Annotated in this window: 14 protein-coding genes and 1 pseudogene; 7 read left to right on the top strand and 8 right to left on the bottom strand. The window is 70.3% G+C overall.

Annotated features, from left to right (window positions below; translation table 11 throughout):
- Positions 1-12 precede the first annotated feature (12 nt).
- Positions 13-963 (bottom strand): NADP-dependent oxidoreductase, encoded by a 951-nt coding sequence (locus ACFRMQ_RS19000; protein WP_380731630.1) that lies wholly within the window; start codon positions 961-963, stop codon positions 13-15.
- A gap of 70 nt (positions 964-1033) precedes the next feature.
- Here ACFRMQ_RS19000 and ACFRMQ_RS18995 point away from each other — a divergent pair, with 70 nt between their 5' ends.
- Together ACFRMQ_RS18995 and ACFRMQ_RS18990 are read left to right on the top strand one after the other, a co-directional pair.
- Entirely contained in the window at positions 1034-2017 is a 984-nt protein-coding gene (locus ACFRMQ_RS18995) for a GlxA family transcriptional regulator (protein WP_380731629.1), read from the top strand.
- Positions 2018-2060: 43 nt separating this feature from the next.
- Positions 2061-2915, top strand: coding sequence for an alpha/beta fold hydrolase (locus ACFRMQ_RS18990; protein WP_380731628.1), 855 nt, complete (start codon positions 2061-2063; stop codon positions 2913-2915).
- 132 nt (positions 2916-3047) lie between these two features.
- Here ACFRMQ_RS18990 and ACFRMQ_RS18985 read toward each other — a convergent pair whose 3' ends face one another.
- A complete protein-coding gene (locus tag ACFRMQ_RS18985) occupies positions 3048-9464 on the bottom strand; it encodes an RHS repeat-associated core domain-containing protein (protein WP_380731627.1) in 6417 nt (2138 codons plus the stop codon).
- 428 nt (positions 9465-9892) lie between these two features.
- On the opposite strand from ACFRMQ_RS18985, the gene ACFRMQ_RS18980 reads away from it, so the two are divergent.
- Together ACFRMQ_RS18980 and ACFRMQ_RS18975 are read left to right on the top strand one after the other, a co-directional pair.
- Positions 9893-14701, top strand: a complete 4809-nt coding sequence (locus ACFRMQ_RS18980; RefSeq protein WP_380731626.1) for an FG-GAP-like repeat-containing protein — start codon at positions 9893-9895, stop codon at positions 14699-14701.
- 195 nt (positions 14702-14896) lie between these two features.
- On the top strand, positions 14897-15328 hold the full coding sequence (locus ACFRMQ_RS18975) for an SRPBCC family protein (protein ID WP_380731625.1): 432 nt from the start codon (positions 14897-14899) through the stop codon (positions 15326-15328).
- A gap of 87 nt (positions 15329-15415) precedes the next feature.
- Here the strand turns inward: ACFRMQ_RS18975 and ACFRMQ_RS18970 are convergent, their stop codons facing one another.
- From ACFRMQ_RS18970 to ACFRMQ_RS18960, 3 genes are all read right to left on the bottom strand, one after another.
- Positions 15416-16081, bottom strand: coding sequence for a hypothetical protein (locus tag ACFRMQ_RS18970; protein ID WP_380731624.1), 666 nt, complete (start codon positions 16079-16081; stop codon positions 15416-15418).
- Between the two features lie 32 nt (positions 16082-16113).
- Positions 16114-16743 (bottom strand): hypothetical protein, encoded by a 630-nt coding sequence (locus tag ACFRMQ_RS18965; RefSeq protein ID WP_380731623.1) that lies wholly within the window; start codon positions 16741-16743, stop codon positions 16114-16116.
- Between the two features lie 149 nt (positions 16744-16892).
- The gene (locus tag ACFRMQ_RS18960; RefSeq protein ID WP_380731622.1) at positions 16893-17456 is read right to left on the bottom strand and encodes a hypothetical protein; all 564 of its coding nucleotides are present in this window, start codon (positions 17454-17456) and stop codon (positions 16893-16895) included.
- 183 nt (positions 17457-17639) lie between these two features.
- On the opposite strand from ACFRMQ_RS18960, the gene ACFRMQ_RS18955 reads away from it, so the two are divergent.
- Positions 17640-18110 carry a GNAT family N-acetyltransferase gene (locus ACFRMQ_RS18955; RefSeq protein ID WP_380731621.1) on the top strand — a complete coding sequence of 157 codons (471 nt, stop codon included), beginning with the start codon at positions 17640-17642 and terminating at the stop codon, positions 18108-18110.
- Positions 18111-18180: 70 nt separating this feature from the next.
- Here ACFRMQ_RS18955 and ACFRMQ_RS18950 read toward each other — a convergent pair whose 3' ends face one another.
- Positions 18181-18723, bottom strand: coding sequence for an MOSC domain-containing protein (locus tag ACFRMQ_RS18950; RefSeq protein WP_380731620.1), 543 nt, complete (start codon positions 18721-18723; stop codon positions 18181-18183).
- An 86-nt stretch (positions 18724-18809) separates the two neighbouring features.
- On the opposite strand from ACFRMQ_RS18950, the pseudogene ACFRMQ_RS18945 reads away from it, so the two are divergent.
- Positions 18810-18973 (top strand): annotated as a pseudogene (locus ACFRMQ_RS18945) (IS5/IS1182 family transposase); the annotation flags it as partial.
- A gap of 166 nt (positions 18974-19139) precedes the next feature.
- On the opposite strand, the gene ACFRMQ_RS18940 reads toward ACFRMQ_RS18945, so the two are convergent.
- The gene (locus ACFRMQ_RS18940) at positions 19140-19451 is read right to left on the bottom strand and encodes an EthD family reductase (RefSeq protein ID WP_380731619.1); all 312 of its coding nucleotides are present in this window, start codon (positions 19449-19451) and stop codon (positions 19140-19142) included.
- A 356-nt stretch (positions 19452-19807) separates the two neighbouring features.
- Here ACFRMQ_RS18940 and ACFRMQ_RS18935 point away from each other — a divergent pair, with 356 nt between their 5' ends.
- Positions 19808-20254, top strand: a complete 447-nt coding sequence (locus ACFRMQ_RS18935) for a nuclear transport factor 2 family protein (RefSeq protein WP_380731618.1) — start codon at positions 19808-19810, stop codon at positions 20252-20254.
- A 124-nt stretch (positions 20255-20378) separates the two neighbouring features.
- Here ACFRMQ_RS18935 and ACFRMQ_RS18930 read toward each other — a convergent pair whose 3' ends face one another.
- Positions 20379-20930 (bottom strand): hypothetical protein, encoded by a 552-nt coding sequence (locus tag ACFRMQ_RS18930; protein WP_380731617.1) that lies wholly within the window; start codon positions 20928-20930, stop codon positions 20379-20381.
- Positions 20931-21063: the final 133 nt, after the last annotated feature.

Below are 21063 nucleotides of genomic sequence, written 5' to 3'. Positions count from 1 at the left end.
GCCGAAGGCCGTTCACGGGCGGACGGTGAGCACCAGCTTCCCCGTGACCCGGCCGGTCTCGCCCTCCGCGTGGGCCTCGGCCGCCTCGGCGAGCGGGTAGGTGCCGGAGACGTGCACGCGCAGCTGCCCGGACTCGGTGAGCGCGGCGATCGCCGCCATGCCGGCCTGGTCGTGCTCGACCAGCATGGCCTTGGCGGTGACGCCCAATTCGGCGGCGCGCTTGGTCACTTCGTCGAAATCGTGGGGGAGGATCGACACCAGGAAGCCGCCCGGCCGGAGCGTCTCCAGGGAGCGCAGCCGCTCCTCCCCGCCGAGGGTGTCGAGGACCACGTCGAGGTCGCGGGCCTCCTTCACGAAGTCCGTGGTGCGGTAGTCGATCACCTCGTCCGCGCCCAGGCTCCGCACGAACTCGTGCTTGGCGGCGGACGCCGTGCCGATCACGTACGCGCCGCGCGCCTTGGCGATCTGCACGGCGACGTGTCCGACGCCGCCGGCCGCCGCGTGCACCAGGACCCGCTGCCCGGGCTGGATCCGCGCGTTGTCCACCAGGGCCTGCCAGGCGGTGAGCGACACCAGCGGGAGGGCGCCCGCCTCGGTGTGGCTCAGGGCGGCGGGCTTGGGCACGAAGGCCCGGGCCGGGCCGGTGACGTACTCGGCGTGCGAGCCGGCGCCGTACGGGTAGGGGAGCATGCCGAACACCTCGTCGCCCGGGGTGAAGAGCGAGACGCCGAGGCCGACCGCCTCGACGGTGCCGGAGACGTCCCAGCCGAGGGTGAACGGGGGCTGCCCGAGGAAGGCGCCGTGGCGGCGGTGCTTCCAGTCGGTGGGGTTGATCCCAGCGGCGTGGACGGCCACGAGGATCCGGCCGACGCCGGGCTCGGGGCGTTCGGCCTCGGTCTCGTGGAGGACGTCCGGGTCACCGAGGGTGGTCTGGGTGATGGCGCGCATCGTGTTCGTGGTCATGGAACAAGCCTGCGGGCAGGGCCCTGACCAGGGAAATGGCAAGATGGCCAAAGACCGATAGGATCGTGCCATGCCTTCGACCGCACCCCGCAGCCCCGCCGACGGCCGGCCGCCGCACCGCGTCGTCGTCCTGGCCCTCGACGGCGTGTACCCCTTCGAGCTGGGCATCCCCAACCGGGTCTTCCCCGGAGTGCCGGGGGCGTACGAGGTGGTGACGTGCGCGGCGACGGAGGACCGGACGGTCACCACGGACGCCGACTTCACGATCACCGTCGGGCACGGGCCGGAGGCGCTGGAGAGCGCGGACACGGTCGTCATCCCGCCGTACGACCTGCGCCGCGTCACGGCCGAGCTGCCCGGGTCGGTGCGCGCCGCCCTGGCCCGGATCCGGCCCGGCGCGCGTATCGTCTCCATCTGCACCGGGGCGTTCGCCCTGGCCGCGGCGGGGCTGCTGGACGGGCGGCCCGCGACCACGCACTGGGCGCTGGCGGACGTCTTCCGTCGGATGTTCCCCCAAGTCGCCATGGACGCCGATGTGCTGTTCATCGACGACGGCGACGTGCTGACCTCGGCGGGGGCCGCCTCCGGGATCGACGTCTGCCTGCACGTGGTGCGCTCCGACCACGGCAGCGCCGTCGCCAACCGGGTCGCCCGGCACTGCGTGATGCCGCCCTGGCGGGAGGGCGGGCAGGCCCAGTACATCGAACAGTCGGTGCCGACGGAGGGCGCCAACGGCACGGCGGCGACCCAGGCCTGGGCGCTGGAGCGCCTTGAACAGCCACTGGCGCTCAAGGAGTTGGCGGCGCACGCGCGGATGAGTCAGCGCACCTTCGCCCGCCGCTTCCAGGAGGAGACGGGCACCAGCCCGGGCCGCTGGCTGATCCGGCAGCGGGTGCACCGGGCCCGGCACCTGCTGGAGACCAGCGATCTGTCGGTCGACCGGATCGCGGCGGAGATCGGCTTCGCGACGGGTGCGTCGCTGCGCCAGCACCTGCACGCGGCGATCGGGGTGTCGCCGCAGGCGTACCGGAACACGTTCCGGGCGCGGGGCTGATCTTGATCTTGTTCTGAAGATCATCCTGTTGGAGACTGAGGCGATGTCAAACCTTCCCACCTTCGTCCTCGTCCACGGGGCCTTCGCGAACTCCTTCTCCTTCGCACCGCTCCAGGCCGAACTCGCCCTGCTCGGGCACCGCTCGGTCGCGGTCGACCTGCCGGGGCACGGCTTCGAGGCGACCTACCCGCTGGGCTACCAGGCCCCCCAGGACCTCGCCTCGATGTCCGCGGAGCCGGGCGCCATCAAGGGAGTCACCCTCGCCGACAATGCCGCGCGGGTGATCGAGGCCCTGGAGCGGGCCAAGCGGAACGGCCCCACCGTCCTCGTCGGCCACAGCCGGGGCGGCATCACGATCACCGCCGTCGCCAACGCCCGGCCCGACCTGGTCGACCGGATCGTCTACGTCTCCGCCTGGTGCCCCGTCGACCTGACCGTGGGCGAGTACTACGCCCAGCCCGAGATGGCGGACGTCGACCCGGCCGCCTTCGCCTCCTCGCTCGTCGGCAACCCGGCCGAACTCGGCCTGCTCCGCGTCAACTTCCGCATCGCCGACCCGGTCGCGCTCGCCGCGCTCAAGGCGGCCTTGGCGGCGGACCTCACGGACGACGAGTTCCGGACCTTCCTCAACACCTTCCAGCCCGACGAGAACCTCGACGTCGGCACGTCCGACGACCGTGCCCAGGCGGCGACTTGGGGCCGGATCCCGAAGACCTACGTGCGCCTGGCCGCCGACGCCAGCGTCCCGCCCGCCGCCGCGGACCGGATGATCCGCGAGGCCGACGCCCTCACCCCGGAGAACCCTTTCGACGTCCACACGTTGGAGGGCAGCCACCTGCGCTGGCTCGTCCACCCGCAGCCGGCCGCCGCCCTGCTGGCGGGCCTCGCGGCCGGCTGACGCCACGTCGACAGAACGGCCTGCGGGAACGGCGAAGCTCCGGTCGTTCAGGGCGACTTGAGGGTCGCCCCGTCCAACCGGAGCTCCGCTGTGTTCAGGGCGGGCTAATCCCGAAAGAATCCTGTGACTTGGTTACCCCCAGGCGTAAAAGGGCGGCCGATCGGGCGAGACGACCCCGTTGTAGTTGAGTAGCGTGTACGTTCCGGTTCCTCTGATATTGAAATCATGGGCGAGTCCTGCGGCCTGAAGGTGTTCAATCGGCCCTTGATCGATCATCCCGGCGATCTCATTTCCCGCAACGAATCGATAGTAGCTCGTCATGGTGACGTAGACCTGGACTGTGCCGTTGTCGGAGGGAAACCCCTTGACCTGTAGGTTGACATTTCTGAAGGCGCCCCATGCGTCCATGTTTTTATTTCCAGCGAATCCGAACCTCTCCCACTGGGATTCAAAGTTTTCGCCTGCGCTGATCGCGGCGTAGTTCTCCTGGGTCATGGAAACGACCTTGTCGAGGATTCCCGATTTGTTCCAGGTGAGGAAATCCTGGAAGTCGTCGACCCTGTATTCGGTTCCGGATGCGTCGAGGTAATGGGAGAGGAGGTCTGCGAAGTGGCCCATCCAGGAAATATCGCCTGCCAGGATCATCGCCTTCATCCTGTAGTAGGTGTACCAGTCCTCAGCGCTGGGGCCAATGATGTTGAAATCCGGGCGGTTTGCACTCATTCGCTGGAAAGCGCCGGTGCAGGTGATATCGGTGGGTTGGTCGAGCTGCTGCTGTGCTTGCTTGACCGGCGGCTTGTAGGCCGGCTTGGGCTTGTATCCCTTGTTGTATGCCTTGGTCACCTCTTCCTGAAGCTGCTTCGGCGTTCCCGCCGATATGCCGGTTTCGGGGTCCCAGGCCATCAATCCGCTGGGGTCGCTCTTGGTGATGGGGTTGCTGCCCGCGTAGTTGTAGCCGCCGAGCTGCTGGGCGTCAGTCGGCTCGAAGACCGGGTCGAGGCTGGTGAAGCGGCCGGTGACCGGGTCGTACTGGCGGGCGCCGAGGATGGTGAGGCCGGTGGCCGACGAATTCGGGGCGTTGAGGAAGCCCCGGTTGTCGGGCCAGGTGGCTGCCGCGCCTCGCGGGGCTCCGTAGGGGGTGAACTGGCGCCAGGTCGGGGTCTGGCAGGTGCGGTCGAGGACCAGGCCGGCGGTGCCGTGCGGGTCCGCGATCTCGAACTGGTAGTTGGCGAGTGAGCCGGTGCGGACGACGGTGCCGCCGCCCGGCAGCGGGATGGAGCGGGTGCCGGTGACGGTGCCCCCGCTGGCGAGGGTGTGCTGCTGGCCCGGCAGGTAGAGGACCGTGCTGCCCGGGTCCTTCTGGAGCAGGACCTTGCCGTCGGCGTCGTAGACGTAGCTGGTGTCGCCCGCCGTGCCGCCCTTGATGGAGCTGAGGCGACCGGCCTCGTCCCACGCCATGGTCTGGGTGCCATTGGCAGCGGTCACGCGCTTGGTGGTGTTGCCCGTCGCGTCGTACTCCAGGCTCGTGCCACCGGTGGCCGAGGTCAGGGTGTGGGGCTGGTTCTTCCCGTTCCCGTTGTAGGTGTAGGTGGTCGTGGTGTCCGCGCCGCCGGTGGTGGAGTGCTCCACCTGGCGGGTGCGGTTGCCGAGAGCGTCGAAGGACCAGTCGGTCCAGTACGCGCCGCCGGTGACGGCGTCGCCGACCTGGGTGTGGGCCGCCGTGGCCGGGGTGGCCGCGCAGGAGTCGGTGGCCGTCCACGCCTGGCTGAGGCGGTCGAGCTGGTCGTACGTGAAGCACTGCGTCTCGGAGGTGGCGCCGAGGCGGGTGGAGACCTGCCGGGTGACGTTGCCTGCGAGGTCGTAGTCGTAGTGCTGGCGGTCGACGTCGGTCGGGGTGCCCGTGGTGGCACGCCGGATGAGCTGCTCGTTCAGCCGCCCGGTGTGGACGTCGTAGCTGTTGGCGATGATGCCGTAGCTGCCGGGGCTGCCGATCTGCGACTGGAGGACTCGGCTCCAGGCGTCGTACGCCGTCTCCTGGGTGTACGTGTAGCTACCGGCGGCCAGGCCGGACGGCAGGTCGAACTTGGGCGAGTAGGTGTACTGGACGGCCTCGGCCGACAGGCCGTTCCCGGTGGGGTAGGTGTCCGTGTAGGGCAGGCCCGTGGTGGTGAGGTACGTGTGGGAGAACACGTACGACTTGCCGCCGAGCGCCGTGCCCTCGACCGCCGGGATCGTGACGGTCTCGCCGAGGGACGCGCCGAAGACGTTGAAGCCCGCGGACTGCTTCGCGTACGCGGCGCCGTTGGCGTAGGAGGTCGACGTGGTGGTGTGGCCGATGGGGTTGGTGACACCGGCGACCGCGTTGTCGTTGTCGTACACCCAGGATGCGAGCCGGGTGGTGTCCGACTGCGCGGTCAGCGGCGAGGCGTAGGAGGCCGTCTTCCGGTTCAGCTTGTCGTAGGTGTAGCTGACGGTCTTCGCCCGCGAGTCCGTGGACTGCGCGAGGTTGCCGACCGCGTCGTACTGCATCGTGCTGGCACCGGCGTCGGGGTCGTTCTTGGCGGTGACCTGGCCGAGCAGGTTGTACGTGCTGGTCCAGGTGGAGCCGGCGGCGGTGACGGTGTTCTGCTTGCCGTGGCCGTCGAAGCCGTAGGTGATCGCCTGGCTGGTCCCGCCGCTCACGGTGTAGTTGCCGGTGAAGGTGTCGGCGGGCGCCGTCACGGTGGGCCGCACGGTGTAGTCGTCGAGCTCGACGGTCCGGCCGAGCGGGTCGGTGACGGTGGTCTTCACGGTGCCGCCGGCGGGAGGGACGACCGTGGTGCGGTCGCCGCCGTAGACGGTGGTCGTGCTCTCCTGGACGACGTTGTTCTTGAGTGAGTCCACCCGCACGGCCCGGCCGAGGCCGTCGTAGGTGGCGCGTTCCTGGGTCGGGACCAGTTGGTCCTTGGCGTCGGTGGCGAGTGCCAGCGCCGGGGCGTTGGCCGGGTCCCAGAAGGCCTTGTTGGTCTTGCTGACCAGGCCACGGGAGTCGAAGTACGACTCGGTGATCAGGCGGCCGTTCTGCGGGGTCGGCGACTGGGTCTGGCGGACCCGGCCGAGCGAGTCGTAGACCGTTGTCGAGGTCACGGGGTCCAGGGCCTCGTTGAGCTTCGCCGTCGTCGTTCCGGAGAGGCCGGTGTTGGACACGGTGTAGTCGAACTTCAGGTTGGCCGGTTCCGACGTGGGGCGGGACTGCGTCCACACGCCGGTGAGGCGGCCGAGTGCGTCGGACCGGGTGCTGGCGGTGACGTTGTTGGCGTCGGTCGCCGTGAGGGTCAGACCGCGGGCCGGCGCGAGCGTCGTGTTCGCCGTCTGGTTCTTGGCGTTGGTGACCGTGGTGCCGGTGGTCAGGCCGACCGTGTCGACGGTGTACGCCGTCGTGGTGGCGTTGCCGTTGGCGTCCTTCGTGACCAGCGGCCGCCCGTACTTGTCGTACGTGGTCCGCGTGCCGGTCTGCCAGGTGTAGGTGCCTCCGGCGTGGTCGGCGGCGGTCTGCGTCATGGTGACGTTGCCGACGGTCGGCGCGTTGGCCTGCGGGAAGGCGGTGGCGAACTGCGGGTCGTCGTAGAACGTCCGGGTCGCGGACTGCACCTGCGCGGGCCGGTTGACGGTGGCGGGCGCGGTGAGGGTGTTGTAGCCGGCCGGGGCCGAGGCGGTGCCGCCTTGGGTGAAGCCGCCGCAGGCCACCGACACGGTCTCCTGGGAGGCGACCAGGCCCACCAGGTTCAGGCCGGTGTTCGCCGGTGCGTAGGTGTAGCTGGTGCACTGGTCGTACGCGGCGTCCGCCGGCACGGTGTGCGAGTACGTGGCGGTCAGCAGACCGAAGTTGGCGTCAGTGGGGTTCGCGACGTAGCTGCTGTCGGTCTCGTTCACCCGCCACCCGGTGGGCGTGACGGAGGTCAGCGCCTGACGGCTGTAGCTCTCGGCGGGCTTCACCGCCTTCGCGGTGAGGTCCGGGAGGCCGCTGCGGCCGCGGGTCGCGGTGGCCGGGGACACCCAGTACGAGGTGATGGCCAGGTTCTCGACCGCGCCGCCGTCCCCCTTGTAGGTGGTGTTCTCCAGCGCCATGCCGGACAGCGGGCCGCTGTCGGGGTGGGCGCCGCCCTGGGAGTCAGTCAGGGAGACGGAGCGGGTGGAGCCGGCCGACAGCCAGTCCCCGTCCATGCCCCGGTAGTAGGAGGTCTTCTGCTTGGTCCGGCGGTCGTAGGTGACGTCGCCCACCAGGGTGGTCACGTCGGCGTAGCCGCGGAACTGGCCCCAGGTACGGTACTTGGGCTGAACGACCTCGTTGTCGTCGTAGTGCCAGGCGGCGCCACCGCCGTACTCGTACGAGGTGGTCTTGGCCAGCGCGCCGCCGGTTCGGTCGGCCTCCTGGACCATGGTGACGGCGTACTTCTGGAACCAGTCGGTGACCGGAGCGGTGTAGAACTTCGGCGTCCAGCTCACCGGGTAGCAGGAGTTGGTGTTGGTGGAGGCGTTGGCCGAGGCCACGTAGGCGGCGGTGCACGGGTTCGGCAGGCCGTAGGTGACGCTGGTCAGGCCGCCCAGCTCGCTGGTGACCGAGGTCAGCCGGTAGCGGTACATGCCGGGGAAGTTGGCGGTGTCCACCCGGTTCTGCATGGTGGTGCCGCCGAAGACCACGGGCGGGAGTGAGAGGGAGCCCGATCCGCCGGCCGTGGTGTCGCTGCCGGTGCGGGTGACGGAGGCCAGCCAGAGCGTCGGCGAGGTGCCGTCACCGGTGGGCGGCTCGGTCTGCGCGAAGTCGTAGGTGTCGACCGCGACCGACTTGGCGGACGCCGTGGAGAACTGCTTGGTGACGATCTGCTTCAGCCGGACGGTCGAGAAGAACGACGGCGACTGCGAGGTGCAGGTCTTGCCGCTGTCGCAGACCAGGTCGAACGGCACGTCCGGGAACTGGGTCCCGGCGTTGGTGGCCGAGATCGGGTCACAGGTGGCGGCCACGCAGCGCGAGCCGGTGAGGAAGTGCACCTGGTCCGGGACGGTGCCGAAGGCGCCGTTGTCGAGGAACCCGTAGTCGATCCGGGACAGGTAGGAGTCGCGGACGTACTTGGTGTTGGTCTTGCCCTTGTTCTGCCCGTAGTAGTTGGTGTCCTGGGTGTACCAGTAGGACATGGCCTGGCCCCGGACGTCCTTGACGTAGTCCAGGTGCCACTTGTAGGCCATGGTGCAGACCGAGGAGTCGAATCCGGCGGCGTTGTAGCACGGGTCGCCGGAGTGCGAGGAGTAGACCGGCACCGAGTCGACCGAGTTGGTCACCGGCTTGCCGGAGCTCCAGCCGGGCAGCTGGTTGCGGCCGAAGGAGTACACCGTGCCGGAGCGGTCGGTGACGGTCCAGTAGTCGGTGTTGTAGGTGCCGGTGCCGTTGTTGGAGGCCGTGACGTGGTTGATGACCTCGCCGTTGTCGTTCTGCGGCTTCCAGGTGTTCTTGCCGGAGTCCCAGACCAGGGCGGTCGACGAGCCGTTCAGCGACAGGGTGAGGATCGGCCCCGCGTAGCACTGGTCACCGGTCTCGGAGGGCGAGGCGGTGCCGCCGGGCTTGTCGGCGCAGGAGGTGAAGGTCTGCTCGATGAACGAGTCCGGGGTCGACCAGCCGTCGCCCAGCCAGGAGGCCTGCGCCTGGGTGGAGGCGGTCTTGCCGTCCACCGAGCCCGAGTCGTAGCCCAGCGAGATGTTGGGGACCAGGGTGGTGGTGGCGCCGGGGGTCTGGATCGGGTACGCGTAGGTGAAGGACCCGCCGGCGTTGCCGCCCGTCCACGATCCGGCCGGGGAGAGCGCGCCGGCCGCGTAGTTGCCGGCCGGGCCGCCGCCCTGGTTGCCGGAGTCGGTCGCGGCGAGGACCTGGACGGCGGACGCGGAGGCCTTCGCGAGCCCGACCTCCGCCGACACGCTGGACGTCTTCGCGTCGCGCTGGGTCGGGAGCGGGGTCTGCACCCGGCAGTCCGCGACCTCGGGCGTGGTCAGCGCGCAGGCAGGGAGGGTGACGAGCTGGAGGCGGGAGGCGTAGTTGCCGCCGTAGGCCTCGGCGAAGGCCGAGTAGTCGACGCCGACCCGGACCTTGCCCTCATCGGTGGAGCCGGCGGACGGATCGAGGGTGAAGACCACGCCGGAGATGCCCAGTTCGCCGGACTTCTTGTGGTCGAGCACCGTCACGCCGATGTCGGACGGTCCGTGCCCGGCACCGCTGCCCGGCTTGGCCGCCTGGAGCCAGACGGGCGTGCCGACGGCGGTCTGCTTGACGTTGGCGGCCTTGTCCGAGGACGCGGCCAGATGGGCGCTGCCCTTGGCCGCCTTGGGCCAGGTGGTGGCGTGCGGGGTGAAGCCGCGCTGGGTCTGTTCCACCTGCTGGGCGATCTTCGGTTTGAGGTCCTTGACGCCCTTCACGGCGCCTGCGGACGGCTTGTCGGGGTGCCACGGCTGGGCCTGGTCGGTGGCCTGGGCGGGGGTGGTGAGAAGCGCAAGTGTCAGCGCTGCCGCGGTAGTTCCCCCCATTCGTCGCCATGATCTATGTTGACGAACTATCAAGTCCTGGTCGGATATTCCGACTTGGCGCTTTGCTCTTCGGGGCATGGACTGGGTCACACCTCTGCGGATCGGCTGCATGAGGGCAGCACTGATTACCCGACGTGATGATCATCGCCGGAGGTGGCGACGACTATGGCAAGAGCGGCTGCCTCCCGCCACTGGCTGCACCCCTTCGACCAGCCAATTTTGCCAACTCTTTGCCGTGAGTTGCCGTTGCCATAAGCGGGCAAATTATCGAGAAGTCGCCCAATACCAGCTGATCGATCACCGGGGGGGCTATTCATATGTGGATCACGCTGTGCGAACCTCCTGCCCCGACGTCGGTGTTTCGCCGCCGTCCGAACCGAAGAACGAAAGGGCGGGGGCTCCTCGTGCCACCTTCCAGATCGAGACGTGTGCTCAGCGCAGCGCTGGGTGCGACGCTGACCGCACTGACCCTCACCGCGGCGATACCCGCGCAGGCGGACACCGCTCCGCCGCAGCCGTCCGACACGGCGCAGTCGTCCGCCGCGCAGGCCGCGAGCCCGCTGACGGCCGAACAGGCGTCCGCCCAGGCCTGGTCCACCGGGAAGGACGTCGTCGTTCAGGCCGCGACCACGCCGACCGACGAGCTGACGGCCAATCCGGACGGCGGCTTCACCCTCCAGCAGTCCGTCACCCCCGTCCGCGCGTACCGGGACGGCGGCTGGAAGGCGCTGGACGCCACCCTGGTGAAGCGCGCCGACGGCTCGGTCGCGCCGAAGGTGACCAGCAGCGCCCTCACCCTCTCCGGCGGCGGCTCCGGCCCGCTGGCGGAGATGAAGAACGGGAACCGGTCGCTCTCGCTGTCGCTCCCTGCCGCGTTGGTGAGGAACCTTCCCGCCCCGGTGCTGGACGGCCCCACCGCGACCTACGGCCTGCTGCCCGGCGTGGACCTGAAGGTCACCGCCGACCCTCAGGGCGGCTTCTCCGAGGTCCTGGTGGTCAAGGACGCGGCCGCGGCCGCCAACCCGGCCCTCAAGAAGCTCGCCTTCACCACCCGGACGACCGGCGTGGACCTGGAGACCGACGCGGGCGGCAACATCACCGCCAAGGACAAGCACGGCAAGGTCGCGTTCTCCGCGCCCGCGCCCGTCCGCGGCGTCTGGGACTCGGCGGCGGACACCTCGGTGCCGACCGTCACCGACCCGACCGACGGCACGGTGCTGGACGCCCGCAGCGGCGGCCCGGCCCGCTCCAGCGCCGCCGGCCCCGGCGCCACCGCACACACCGCGCCGCTGAAGGCGGAGGCCAAGGAGGGGGCCATCGCCCTCACCCCCGACCCCGCGCTGCTCGCGGGTGCGAACACCGTCTGGCCGTTGTACATCGACCCGACCCTCGTCCCCAGCGACGGCGGCAAGGGAGTCGGCTGGACGTATGTCAGCTCGGCGTTCCCGACGACCAGTTACTGGAACACGAGCGACGCCACGGGCCTGCGGGTCGGCTACAACAACTGGGAGTCGCCCTACTACGTGGGCCGGGCCTTCGTCCGGGTGCCGGTGCCCAGCAGCATCCACGGCGCACAGGTCAGCTCGTCCACGTTCTACGCCACCGAGACCTGGGCGCCGTCGTGCGGCGGGCGGGACGTCGAGCTGTGGAAGACCGACGCCATCTCGTCCTCGACCACGTGGAACAACCAGCCCGGCTGGACCACCAAGAGCGACACCAAGAACGTCGCCAACGGCTACAGCAGCGGTTGCCCCACCGCCTCGGTCGGCTTCGACACCACCGGGGTGATGCAGAGCGCCGCGAACGGCAACTGGGGTGACATCACCCTGGGTCTGCGGGCGACCGACGAGTCCGACGGCTACGGCTGGAAGAAGTTCCAGCCCAGCTCGATGAACATGACGACGAAGTACAACCATGTGCCGGACACCCCCACCGTGCTGACCACCTCGCCGGCGACCTCCTGCGCCGCGGTCCCCCCGACCGTGGTCGGCAACGGTGACGTCGTGCTGCGTGCCGCCGTGTCGGACCGGGACGAGGGCCAGCTCGGCGTCGTCTTCCGCCTGTTCAAGTCGTCCACCGGTGCGATGGTGGCCTCGTCCACCACCGGTCTGAAGGCGGACTCGGGCACCACGGCCCAGCTCCCGGTGAGCCGGCAGACCCTGGTGGACGCGGCGGGCGGAGCACCGACGGCGTTCTGGTGGAACGTCTACGCCGACGACGGCATCGGCAGGGGCGGCACCAGTGCGACCTGCCGGTTCACCTTCGACCCGACCGCTCCGGGCAAGCCGACCGCGAGCATCGGCAACGGCCCGTTCACGGTCGGGAGCCCGGCCCAGGTGGCCATTACCGCCAACCCGGTGGGGACCGCCCCCGCGAGCTACGTCTACCAGATGAACGGTGCCGCGCCCAGTACGGTCGTCGCCGTCGCCGGTGCCGCCACCGTCACCGTGAAGCCGACCCGTGCGCACAACGTGCTGACCGTCACCGCGCTCTCCGCGGGCGGCAACCCCAGCGGTGACAGCGAGGTCGTGGAGATCAGCGCGGCGGCGCCGGCGACCGCCGTGGAGAACGACCTCACCGGCGACGGCCGTGCCGACCTCGTCGCGGTCGGTGGCAAGTCCGGTCTGCCGGGCGGTCTCTGGCTCGCGAGCGGCGCCACCGACAAGTCGCTGAACACCGCCGCGGACAACCTCGGTTCCGAGGGGCTCGCGGGCACCAACCCGACCCCGGCGGACTGGAACGGCACCCAGGCGATCGTCGGGCACTTCCGTTCCGGCGCCGGCTTCAACGACGTCCTCCAGTACAACCCGACCACCGGCACCGGCCTCGTCCTCTTCGGCAACGGTGACGGTTCCGCGCTGTCGCCGCTGATCGGCAAGGGCGTCCCGTCGGTCGCCTTCACGTCGCCCACCACGAAGGCGAAGGCCACCTGGGTGGCCAACGCCGGGAAGCTCTACACGACCGCCGCCCAGGGCGAACCGAACCCGTTCCCGTCGCTGCTGAGCATCCTGGACGGCTCGCTCTACCTCCAGCCGACCACGGCCCAGTCCGGCGGCTTCTTCCCCGCCGAGGTCGACCTCTCCGACACCAACCCGACCGGCACCGGCACCTGGGCCGGCTGGACGATCGTCACCGCGCTCGGCACCGACGGCATGCCGGGCATGTTCGCCCGGTCCGACGTCGGCGGCCAGCTGTACTACTACAGCCCGGCGAACCTGCTGGCCCTGACCCTCGGCAACAGCGCCACTCCCGCCCTCGTCGCCTCGACGGGCTGGACCAAGGCCGCCAAGCCCACCCTCCAGGCCGCGGACATCGATCGCAACAACACCCTCGACCTCTGGTCGGTGGACGCCAACGGCAGCGCCACCGCCAACCTGTTCAACGGCACCACGGTCAGTGCCCAGCCCGCCCAGACGCTGGTCACCGCCACCCACAGCTGGGCGCTGAACGACAACGCCACCGAGGGCGCGGCGGTCACCACCGCCGCCGACCGCACCGGCAGCCTGAGCCTCACCGGTCAGGCCGGCGCGACCTGGAGCAGCAAGGACCTGTTCAGCCCCGACGTGCGTCTCAACGGCACCTCCACCGGTGTCCTGGGCACCGCCTCGCCGGCGCTGGACGTGGCGAAGAGCTTCACCGTCTCGGTGTGGGCCAAGCCGGACGAGACCGGCGGCATCGTGCTCTCGCAGGACGGGAACAACACCGCCGGCTTCATCCTCCACGCCAACAGCACTCTCAACCAGTGGGAGTTCTGCATGGCGGTGCAGGACTCCGGCTGGTGGTACGACTGCGTGCACCCGGGCGCGGGCAACTCCGTCCAGACGGGTGCCTGGACGCACCTGACCGCGACGTACAACAGCAACACCGGCGTGATGGCGTTGTACGTCAACGGCATCGTGGCCAACACGACCGGGCACAGCCCGGTCTCGGGATTCAGCAACAAGGGCTTCCGGGTCGGTGACTACCTCAACAACGGTACCCACCAGTTCTTCTACAAGGGTTCCGTCTCCAACGTCCGGACCTGGGCCGGCACCGCGCTGACGCCCAGTCAGGCGGCGCTGCTGTCAGGCACTCCCGGGTACGTGCTGTTCCCGAGCGACGACACCGACTACCCGAGCGGCACCACCTGGTCCGCGGGCAACGCCCGGATGCGCTTCGACGGCGGCCGGCTCGTCATCTCCAGCCCGGGCTACGGCACCTGGACGATGGGCGACGGCGGCAAGCCCGGCGCCGTGCTCAGCCTCCAGGCCGACGGCAACCTGGTCAGCTACCCGCAGGCGGCCCACACCACCGGCACCTCGCTCTGGTCCAGCAACACCTACCCGGCGGTGGGGGACGTGATGTTCTTCCAGCCCGACGGCAACCTGGTCATCTACAAGCCGGACGGCAGCCCGATCTGGTCCTCCGGATCGTTCAACTACGGCCGCCACTCGGCCGGTACCGAGTCCGGCGGCGACGGCAAGGTCCGCTGGGGCGACTTCAACGGTGACGGCCGGGCCGACGCGATCGTCATCAACGACAACGGCTCGGTCAACGTCAGGCTGAACAACGGCGGTGACGGCCACGGCGGTTGGACCGACCTCGGCCAGGTGGCGGTCGGTCTCACCAGTGACCGGACGAAGGTCCGCTTCGCGGACTGGGACGGCGACGGCAAGGTCGACTACCTGTACTTCACCGGTGGGGCGGTCACCGTCTACCTGAACAACGGCGGTGACGGCCGCGGCGGTTGGACGAAGGTCGGCCAGGTCACGCAGGGCAGCACCGGCGACGCCGACCACGTGCGGTTCGCCGACTTCGACGGCGACGGCAAGGCCGACTACATCACGCTCAGTGACGGCGGTGAGGTGACCGTCTTCCTCAACCGGGGCGGTGACGTCGGCGGCGGGTTCGTCCCGCTCGGGCGGGTGGCGTGGGGCGTCACGGGCGACCGCAGCCGGATCCGCTTCGCGGACATGGACGGCGACGGCAAGGCCGACTACACCATCGTCAACGACGACGGCGCCGTCACCACCTACATCAACAAGGGCGGTGACGTCGGCGGCGGCTGGTTCCTCCGCCCGAGGATCATCGTCGCGGCCACCAACCAGAACCAGGTGAACTTCGCCGACGTCAACGGCGACAACCGGACGGACTACCTGGTCACCAACGGTGCCACCACGGCCCGGCTCTCCAACGGCGGCGACGACTTCGCCACCCCAGGATGGCTCGACTGGGGCCAGATCCTGGGCGCCGCCTGATCCCGTAGCGGACGTTCCGCAGGAAGGACACCGTCGCCCCGTTCGGTAGCCACCGGCTGCCGGGCGGGGCGGCTTCCGTTTCCGGCCGGCGCGGTCCGTGCCACCCGTCCCTGGTTGCTGGGCCTGTGCCGACGGCGCAGGCTGGAAGGACCCAAGAGGTCCGGTTCCGCCCCGGGCCGGGAGGCGAGGTTCGCGATGAGCAGGCTTGAGGAGCAGATCACCATCGACGCCCCCGCGCAGGAGGTCTGGGGTCGGCTGCACGACATCGAGGGCTATGCGACGTTCATGGACAGCGTCCAGCGTGCTTATGCGCCCAGCAGCGACCGCGCCCATCTGGACGTGCGGGCCGGCGCGGTGCAGCGGGGGTTCGACGCCGTTCTCACCGACCACGGAGCCGAGCAGGTCCTCGCCTGGGAGACCCAGGGCACCCCGGAGCTGAAGGGCTCGCTCTCGGTGCGGTCGCTGGACCACGGCCACAGCGAGTTGCAGGTGCACGTGGAGTACGAGCCGCAGGCCATCCACGACACCTTCGGCGGCCCGAAGGGCATGGCCCAGGTGCACCGGATCGAGAACACCGTCCGGGGTGGCCTGGAGCAGTTCAAGAGCGTGGTGGAGTCGGGACGGTAGCGGGGCGGTAGTAGCGGGCCGGAGCCGGTGGGTGGTCCGGGCCCCGGCCGCCGGTGCGGTCGGGGCCCGTGGGCGGCGCGGGCCGGGTCAGGTCCTGGTGGGGGTGGGGGGTGTCTGCCCGGGGCTGGTCGGGGGTTCGGACGGGCGGGGCATGCAGGGCTGGGTCGAGGCCGGTACGGCGGTGGGGACGGGGGGCTGGGTGCACTCGCTGGGGTACATCGGGCCGATCATCTCGACGTGTCTGACCTGGTACGGGGCTTGTCCGTACCAGCCGTGGAAGGTGACGGTCACCTCGCGGACGTCGCCGACGGCGAAGGTCGTGCCCAGGGACTTCCAGTTCGGCCCGTCGGCCCAGAAGGTCAGCTCGCCGGTGCCCGTTCCGGTGCCCGAGATGGTGGCGAAGGTGTACGCGCCGGACATGTAGGCCGAGAAGGAGTACCTGGTGCCGGGTACGACCGGCACGGTCTGCCGGCAGCCGGCGTAGTCCTGCCCGCCGGGGCGGCCCTCGACGACCTGGCCGGTCTGGACGAACTCGCCCTCGCAGTGCCAGCCCCGGTCGAGCGGGTCGCGGAAGTCGCCGTTCTTGATCCAGTCCAGTGGCGCGGGCTGGGCGGTGGCGGAGCCGTTCACGGCGAGGGCGGTCGCGGCGGCGAGGACGAGGGCGCCGAGGGCGGCGCCGAGCGGGTGGCCGCCGTGGGCGTGGCGGGGGCGCGGGCGTCTTGGCCCTGTCAGGCCGGGAAGGTGTGGACGCATGGCATCTCCGGTGTGGGGGAGTTCGGGGGTGCTCAGGGGATATAGGTGCGCCGGCAGGTGGGGGAGGGCGAGGCGGACGGGGTGCCGTCGGTCGCGGTCGGCGCCGGGCCGCTCGGCTCGCCGCACGGGCGCGGTTCGAAGCCGGGGCCGACGAAGGACACCCGCCGGACGTCGTAGGCGCTCTGTTCGTACCAGCCGTGGAAGTACACGGTCAGCTCGGTGGTGTCCGGTCCGGTGGTGACCTGGGTGGACAGGTCGTTCCAGTCGCTCTGGCTCGACCAGGCGGAGGCGTTCTCGCCGCCCGCCCCGGTGACGCCGACGAAGGCGAACCGGCCGCGTACGGTGGCGAGGAGCGTGTAGGAGGAGTTCGGCAGGACCCGCACCCGCTGGGCGCACCGCGCGGTGCTGTCGGCGGTCGGGTAGCCGGACACGTAGTGGTCGTGCGGGATGGTGCTGGACCGGACGTTCGGCTCGCAGGTCCAGATCCACGGGTACGAGTCGAAGGCGCCGTTGACGATCAGGTCGACCCTCGGGAGCGGGTCCGCCGAGCCGGTGGCCAGGCCGACGGTGGAGGCCGCCGCGGCGATGGTGAGGGCGAGGCCGACGGGCAGGCCGAGGCGTCTGCTCCGGCGGGTGGGGCGTGGGTGGCGGGGTGCACGCATGCCGTCTCCGGGTGGGGGGAGTGCCGATGGGACAGCGGTGCGAGGGAGTGGAGGACACCATGGTGGATGCGGCCCGCCGCCGTCAAGGCGGGCGGGGGGAGCCGGAGTTGATGTCGAAGTGGTGAGGGGCGGGGAGCGGCTCGCCTCCCTCAGCCGGTCGTCGGCGAGGGCTCCACCGGCGGCGGCTCGGGCGAGTAGCGGGCCCCGCGGGCGCTGAAGTGGGCCAGGTAGTGGGTGACGCCGTCGACGTGCAGCTCCAGGGGCGGAGGATCGGTGACCAGATGGGTCCGGTGTCGGTCGCCGTCCACCTTGGCCGCCATCTTCGGCGTGTTCCAGGACCGTGCCCAGCTCTCCGCCTGTTCCTGGGGCCACAGGAAGCGGGCGGCGAACTCGTGCTCCTCGCCGGGCTCCGCCTCCGTCAACGCGCGCACCAGCGCCGGGCTGTAGACGGGCTTGACCCGGAAGTTCTCCAGGAACCGGCTCTGGATCACGATCCGGATGTAGCGACGGCTGTTGCCCCGGTGACGCCCGGCCACGATGACGTTCTCGCCGCCGTCGCCCCAGGCCGGCGGGGCGATCCACACCTTCGCCCCCGGCGCGAAGTGCCGCAGCCCCTCGCGGATCTCCAGCCCGCCTTCGCCGTGGCTGGTCTCCCGGGCGACGTTGGCCACGAGGCACACGCCCAGCGGCTTCGGTTCGGTTGTGTCCGTCATGGCTGCCATGATCGCCTGTCGCGGACGTGGTGGCGCGGCATTTTTCCGGGGGCCGGTCCCGAGGGGTTCGCCTGTCGGCCGTGTGCCGCGTGCCGTGCGCCCAGTTCCCAGTGCCCTGTGCCGTGACGCCTGAACAGGGAAAATACGCTGCCCGGGCGTTGGGCACTGTGAGAGGCTGGGCCGATGTCTACGACCCTCCGTCCCCTGGACGCCCGACACTTCCCCGCCTGGCTTGAACGCAGCCGGGACGAGTACGCCAAGGACCTCGTCGCCCTGGGGCAGACGTCCGAGGACGCCCTCCGGAACGCGGGCGAGACCCTGGCGCGGTACTTTCCGTCCGGGGCGCCGACCCCGGGGCACGTGGTCTTCGACGTGGTCGATGATGCCGGGGTGGCCGTCGGCTACCTCTGGATCGGGCCGGACGCGAGCGACGACGCCGGCGCCTGGTGGGTCTGGGACATCGCGATCGACGCCGACCGGCGTGGTCGGGGTCTGGGGCGAGCGGCGATGCTCCTCGGAGAGGAGTACGCCCGGGGGCAGGGCGCTCAGACGCTGGGTCTCAACGTCTTCGGGTTCAACCCGGGCGCGCGCGGCCTGTACGAGTCGCTCGGCTACGAGACGACCTCGGTGAAGATGCGCAAGAGACTCGGCTGAGCCCCCAGGCGGCGACGCACAGGAAGTCGGCGGGGCCGACTTCCCACGCGCGGCCCGCTCGTGAGGGAGGTCAGACCCGGTCGAGGGGGCGGTGCGGCTCGGCCGGGAAATCCACCGTGATCGCGTCGCCGGGGCGGACCACGCCACCGGCCTGGACGACGCCCATGATTCCGGCCTTGCGCACGATGGTCCCGGCCTCGTCGCGGTGGACGACCCGCTTCAGCAGCCCGGCCTGGAAGTTGTCGATCTGGAGGCAGGGGTTGCGCAGGCCGGTGACCTCCACGACCGCCTCGCCGCCGATGCGCAGCAGGGCACCGACGGGCAGGCCGAGCAGGTCGATGCCGCGCGTGGTGATGTTCTCGCCGAGGTCGCCGGGCGCCACGTCGAATCCCTCCTCGCCGACTTCGGTGAAGAGTTCCTCGTGGATGAGGTGGACCTGGCGCAGGTTCGGCTGGGTGGGGTCCTGCGCGACCCGGGAACGGTGCTTGACCGTGACGCCGGCGTGCACGTCCCCCTCGACGCCGAGCCCGGTGAGCAAGGTGATGTCGGTCCGGTTGGGCTTGGTGAAGGAGTACTCGCCGTTGCTGCTGACCGCCGTGACCGTCCCGCTCATCCCGTGGACCCCCTTGGTGGGTGGAGAACATTCGCCACCACGAGCCTAGCCTCCCTCACTATCCGGAACGGTTCGGGGTCGACCGTGAACCGAAGGACCGGCGGGCCGTCCGCCGGTGGCGTGGTGGCGAGGGCGGGCGGCCCGCCGGCTTCGACTGCGAGAGGGACGGGCGGCGCTACGGAGTCGAGCGGATGATCAATGGCCGCAGGGCCGGTTCGGAGAGGTCGCCACGCGCCACGACAGGAGCGCCGCAAGCCTGACCTGGGAGTCCGGCATGACCGAGCGAGGAATTCCCGCTCATCGCGGCACGGTCCGCGAGGCCCGGGGGGCGTCGACGCATCGACGGGCGCCCGGGACACGCCGGTAGGCCCTATGCCTTGTCCGTCCGAACGCGTCCCGGAGTGTGCCCGCGTGCCTCAGTCGGTGCTTTCCTGTGCCGGGTAGTGGATGACGACCGCACCGCCGGTGGCGTAGTTGGCGACATCGGCGGCCACCCGCTGGCCGTACGGTGACGCCTGCGCCTCGGCCATGGCGGCGGCGTCGGCGAATTCGCCCTCGAAGACCGCGAAGTACGGCGTTTCTCCCCCGATCGCCGCCACGTCGAAGCTGTAGCGCCACGCGAGCAGGCCGGGCCAATTCGCGATCAGTGGAAGGTGGTTGTTCACGTAGTAGTCGCGGAAGTCGTCACGGTCGGTGGGCTCGGGGTACAGGACCATCAACTTATGCATGACGGCCTCCGATGGTGGAGTTGCCCTCAGGGAAACTTGGCATGGTCACATTGTGGTGTCGGTCGAGGCCCGGTGGGCGGCTTTTCGCGATCTTCACCCGGCGGGAAGACGACGCCCGGCCGTGGCCGCCGTCCACCGCGGCCGGGCGTCGCGGCGGACGAAGGGCTCCATCGGGCCGGGCGTCGTGCGCGAGCTGGGGGTTCTCCTGGCCGTCCTGCCCGTCGGCCCTTCCCTTTTGGCGTTCCGGCCCCTCATCATGGTCACGAATGTGACGAGTCACTTCCGTAACTATGAACCACGAGACATGAGTTACGAGCCAAGAGCCACGAGCCACGAGCCATGAACAAGGAGCTGCCGTGACCGCGAGCACCACCCTCGACCGCTTCCGCACCGCCATGGAGAAGGGCGACCACGCCGCCCTGGAAGAACTGCTCACGCCGGACATCCGCTTCTACAGCGCCCTGAAGCCCGAGCCCATCGAGGGCCGGGACATGGTCATGGGCGTGTTCGGCGTGTTCATCCGGACACTGGAGGACTTCCGGTACGTCGGGTCGTACGACGGATCGTGCGAGACCAGCGCGGACGGGAGCGAGGCCGAGTCCGCGGTTCTGGTCTTCCGGACCGCCGTCGGCGGCGAGGAGGTCCACGGCATCGACCTGCTGCACTTCTCCGAGGACGGCCTGGTCAAGGAGTTCACCGCGATGGTGCGCCCGCAGGCGGCTGCCGAGGCACTCGGGCAGGCCGTGTACGAGGGGCTCGTCGCGGACGGCTTCGTCCCGGCGCCCGCGCCGGCCGCGGAGTGACGGAGGGTTAACTCCCCCCTTTTATGAAGGACCGGCTCCTCGTACGGAGAACCGGATCGGCTCTCGGCCGGATGACGGATGACGTCATCCGCGCCGGGGGCCTTTCGCATGTCGCGGCGGGGGTTCAGGTGCGGGCGGCCTGGGTGCGGCAGTGGGTGAGTGCGTAGCGGATGCGGGGGTCGGGGCTGGGGGTGGCGGTGAGGAGTTCACCGGCGGTGGTGAGAGCGGTCCAGTAAGTGGCGGGGTCTCCGGTGCGGGGCAGGGGCGTGGTGGAGACGAGGGAGAAGTAGGCGGCGGTGAGGTTGCCGGTGGTGAACCAGCGCTGGAGGCCGTGCTGGTGGCCGGGCCGGATGCCGCCCATCGCGTCCATGGCGGTCAGGAAGTGGGCGACGACGGTGCGCTCGGTGGGAGTGAGCCGCTTGGGGACGTCGAAGACGCCGAGGGCTTCGAGGACTTCGCCGGTGTCGGCTTCGCTGTCGGGCCGGGGGTCGGCGAGGAGGGCGTCGTGGCATTCGGCGAGGCGGCGGACGGCCTCGGCCGGCGGGATGTCGAGGGCGAGGCAGACGGCCTCGGCGCAGGGGAAGGGCTGGTGGCCGAGGCGGGCCAGGAGGGCGTAGGTGGCGGCGGGGGTCGCGCCGCGCGAGAGGGTGTGGCGGGCGAGGGTGGAGAGCTGCATGGGAGTTCGGGCTTTCAGGCGGTGATGAGGGTGGTGGTGGAGGCGGGGACGGGGGCGATGACGGCCCAGATGAGCTTGCCGATGCCGCCGGGGCGGGGCGCGCAGCCCCAGCGTTCGGCGAGTTCGTTCACGA

It is taken from the genome of Kitasatospora sp. NPDC056783 (genome assembly GCF_042789895.1).
Taxonomy (GTDB): Bacteria; Actinomycetota; Actinomycetes; order Streptomycetales; family Streptomycetaceae; genus Kitasatospora.
This window is presented reverse-complemented; position numbering and strand designations above follow the sequence as displayed.

Bases quoted from the DNA above. Each gene is read 5' to 3' on its own strand.
- ACFRMQ_RS18990 (WP_380731628.1), top strand. From the start codon at position 2,061: ATGTCAAACCTTCCCACCTTCGTCCTCGTCCACGGGGCCTTCGCGAAC.
- ACFRMQ_RS18970 (WP_380731624.1), bottom strand. From the start codon at position 16,081: ATGCGTCCACACCTTCCCGGCCTGACAGGGCCAAGACGCCCGCGCCCC.
- ACFRMQ_RS18965 (WP_380731623.1), bottom strand. From the start codon at position 16,743: ATGCGTGCACCCCGCCACCCACGCCCCACCCGCCGGAGCAGACGCCTC.
- ACFRMQ_RS18985 (WP_380731627.1), bottom strand. From the start codon at position 9,464: ATGGGGGGAACTACCGCGGCAGCGCTGACACTTGCGCTTCTCACCACC.
- ACFRMQ_RS18930 (WP_380731617.1), bottom strand. From the start codon at position 20,930: ATGCAGCTCTCCACCCTCGCCCGCCACACCCTCTCGCGCGGCGCGACC.
- ACFRMQ_RS19000 (WP_380731630.1), bottom strand. From the start codon at position 963: ATGACCACGAACACGATGCGCGCCATCACCCAGACCACCCTCGGTGAC.
- ACFRMQ_RS18975 (WP_380731625.1), top strand. From the start codon at position 14,897: ATGAGCAGGCTTGAGGAGCAGATCACCATCGACGCCCCCGCGCAGGAG.
- ACFRMQ_RS18960 (WP_380731622.1), bottom strand. From the start codon at position 17,456: ATGACGGACACAACCGAACCGAAGCCGCTGGGCGTGTGCCTCGTGGCC.
- ACFRMQ_RS18940 (WP_380731619.1), bottom strand. From the start codon at position 19,451: ATGCATAAGTTGATGGTCCTGTACCCCGAGCCCACCGACCGTGACGAC.
- ACFRMQ_RS18955 (WP_380731621.1), top strand. From the start codon at position 17,640: ATGTCTACGACCCTCCGTCCCCTGGACGCCCGACACTTCCCCGCCTGG.
- ACFRMQ_RS18950 (WP_380731620.1), bottom strand. From the start codon at position 18,723: ATGAGCGGGACGGTCACGGCGGTCAGCAGCAACGGCGAGTACTCCTTC.
- ACFRMQ_RS18995 (WP_380731629.1), top strand. From the start codon at position 1,034: ATGCCTTCGACCGCACCCCGCAGCCCCGCCGACGGCCGGCCGCCGCAC.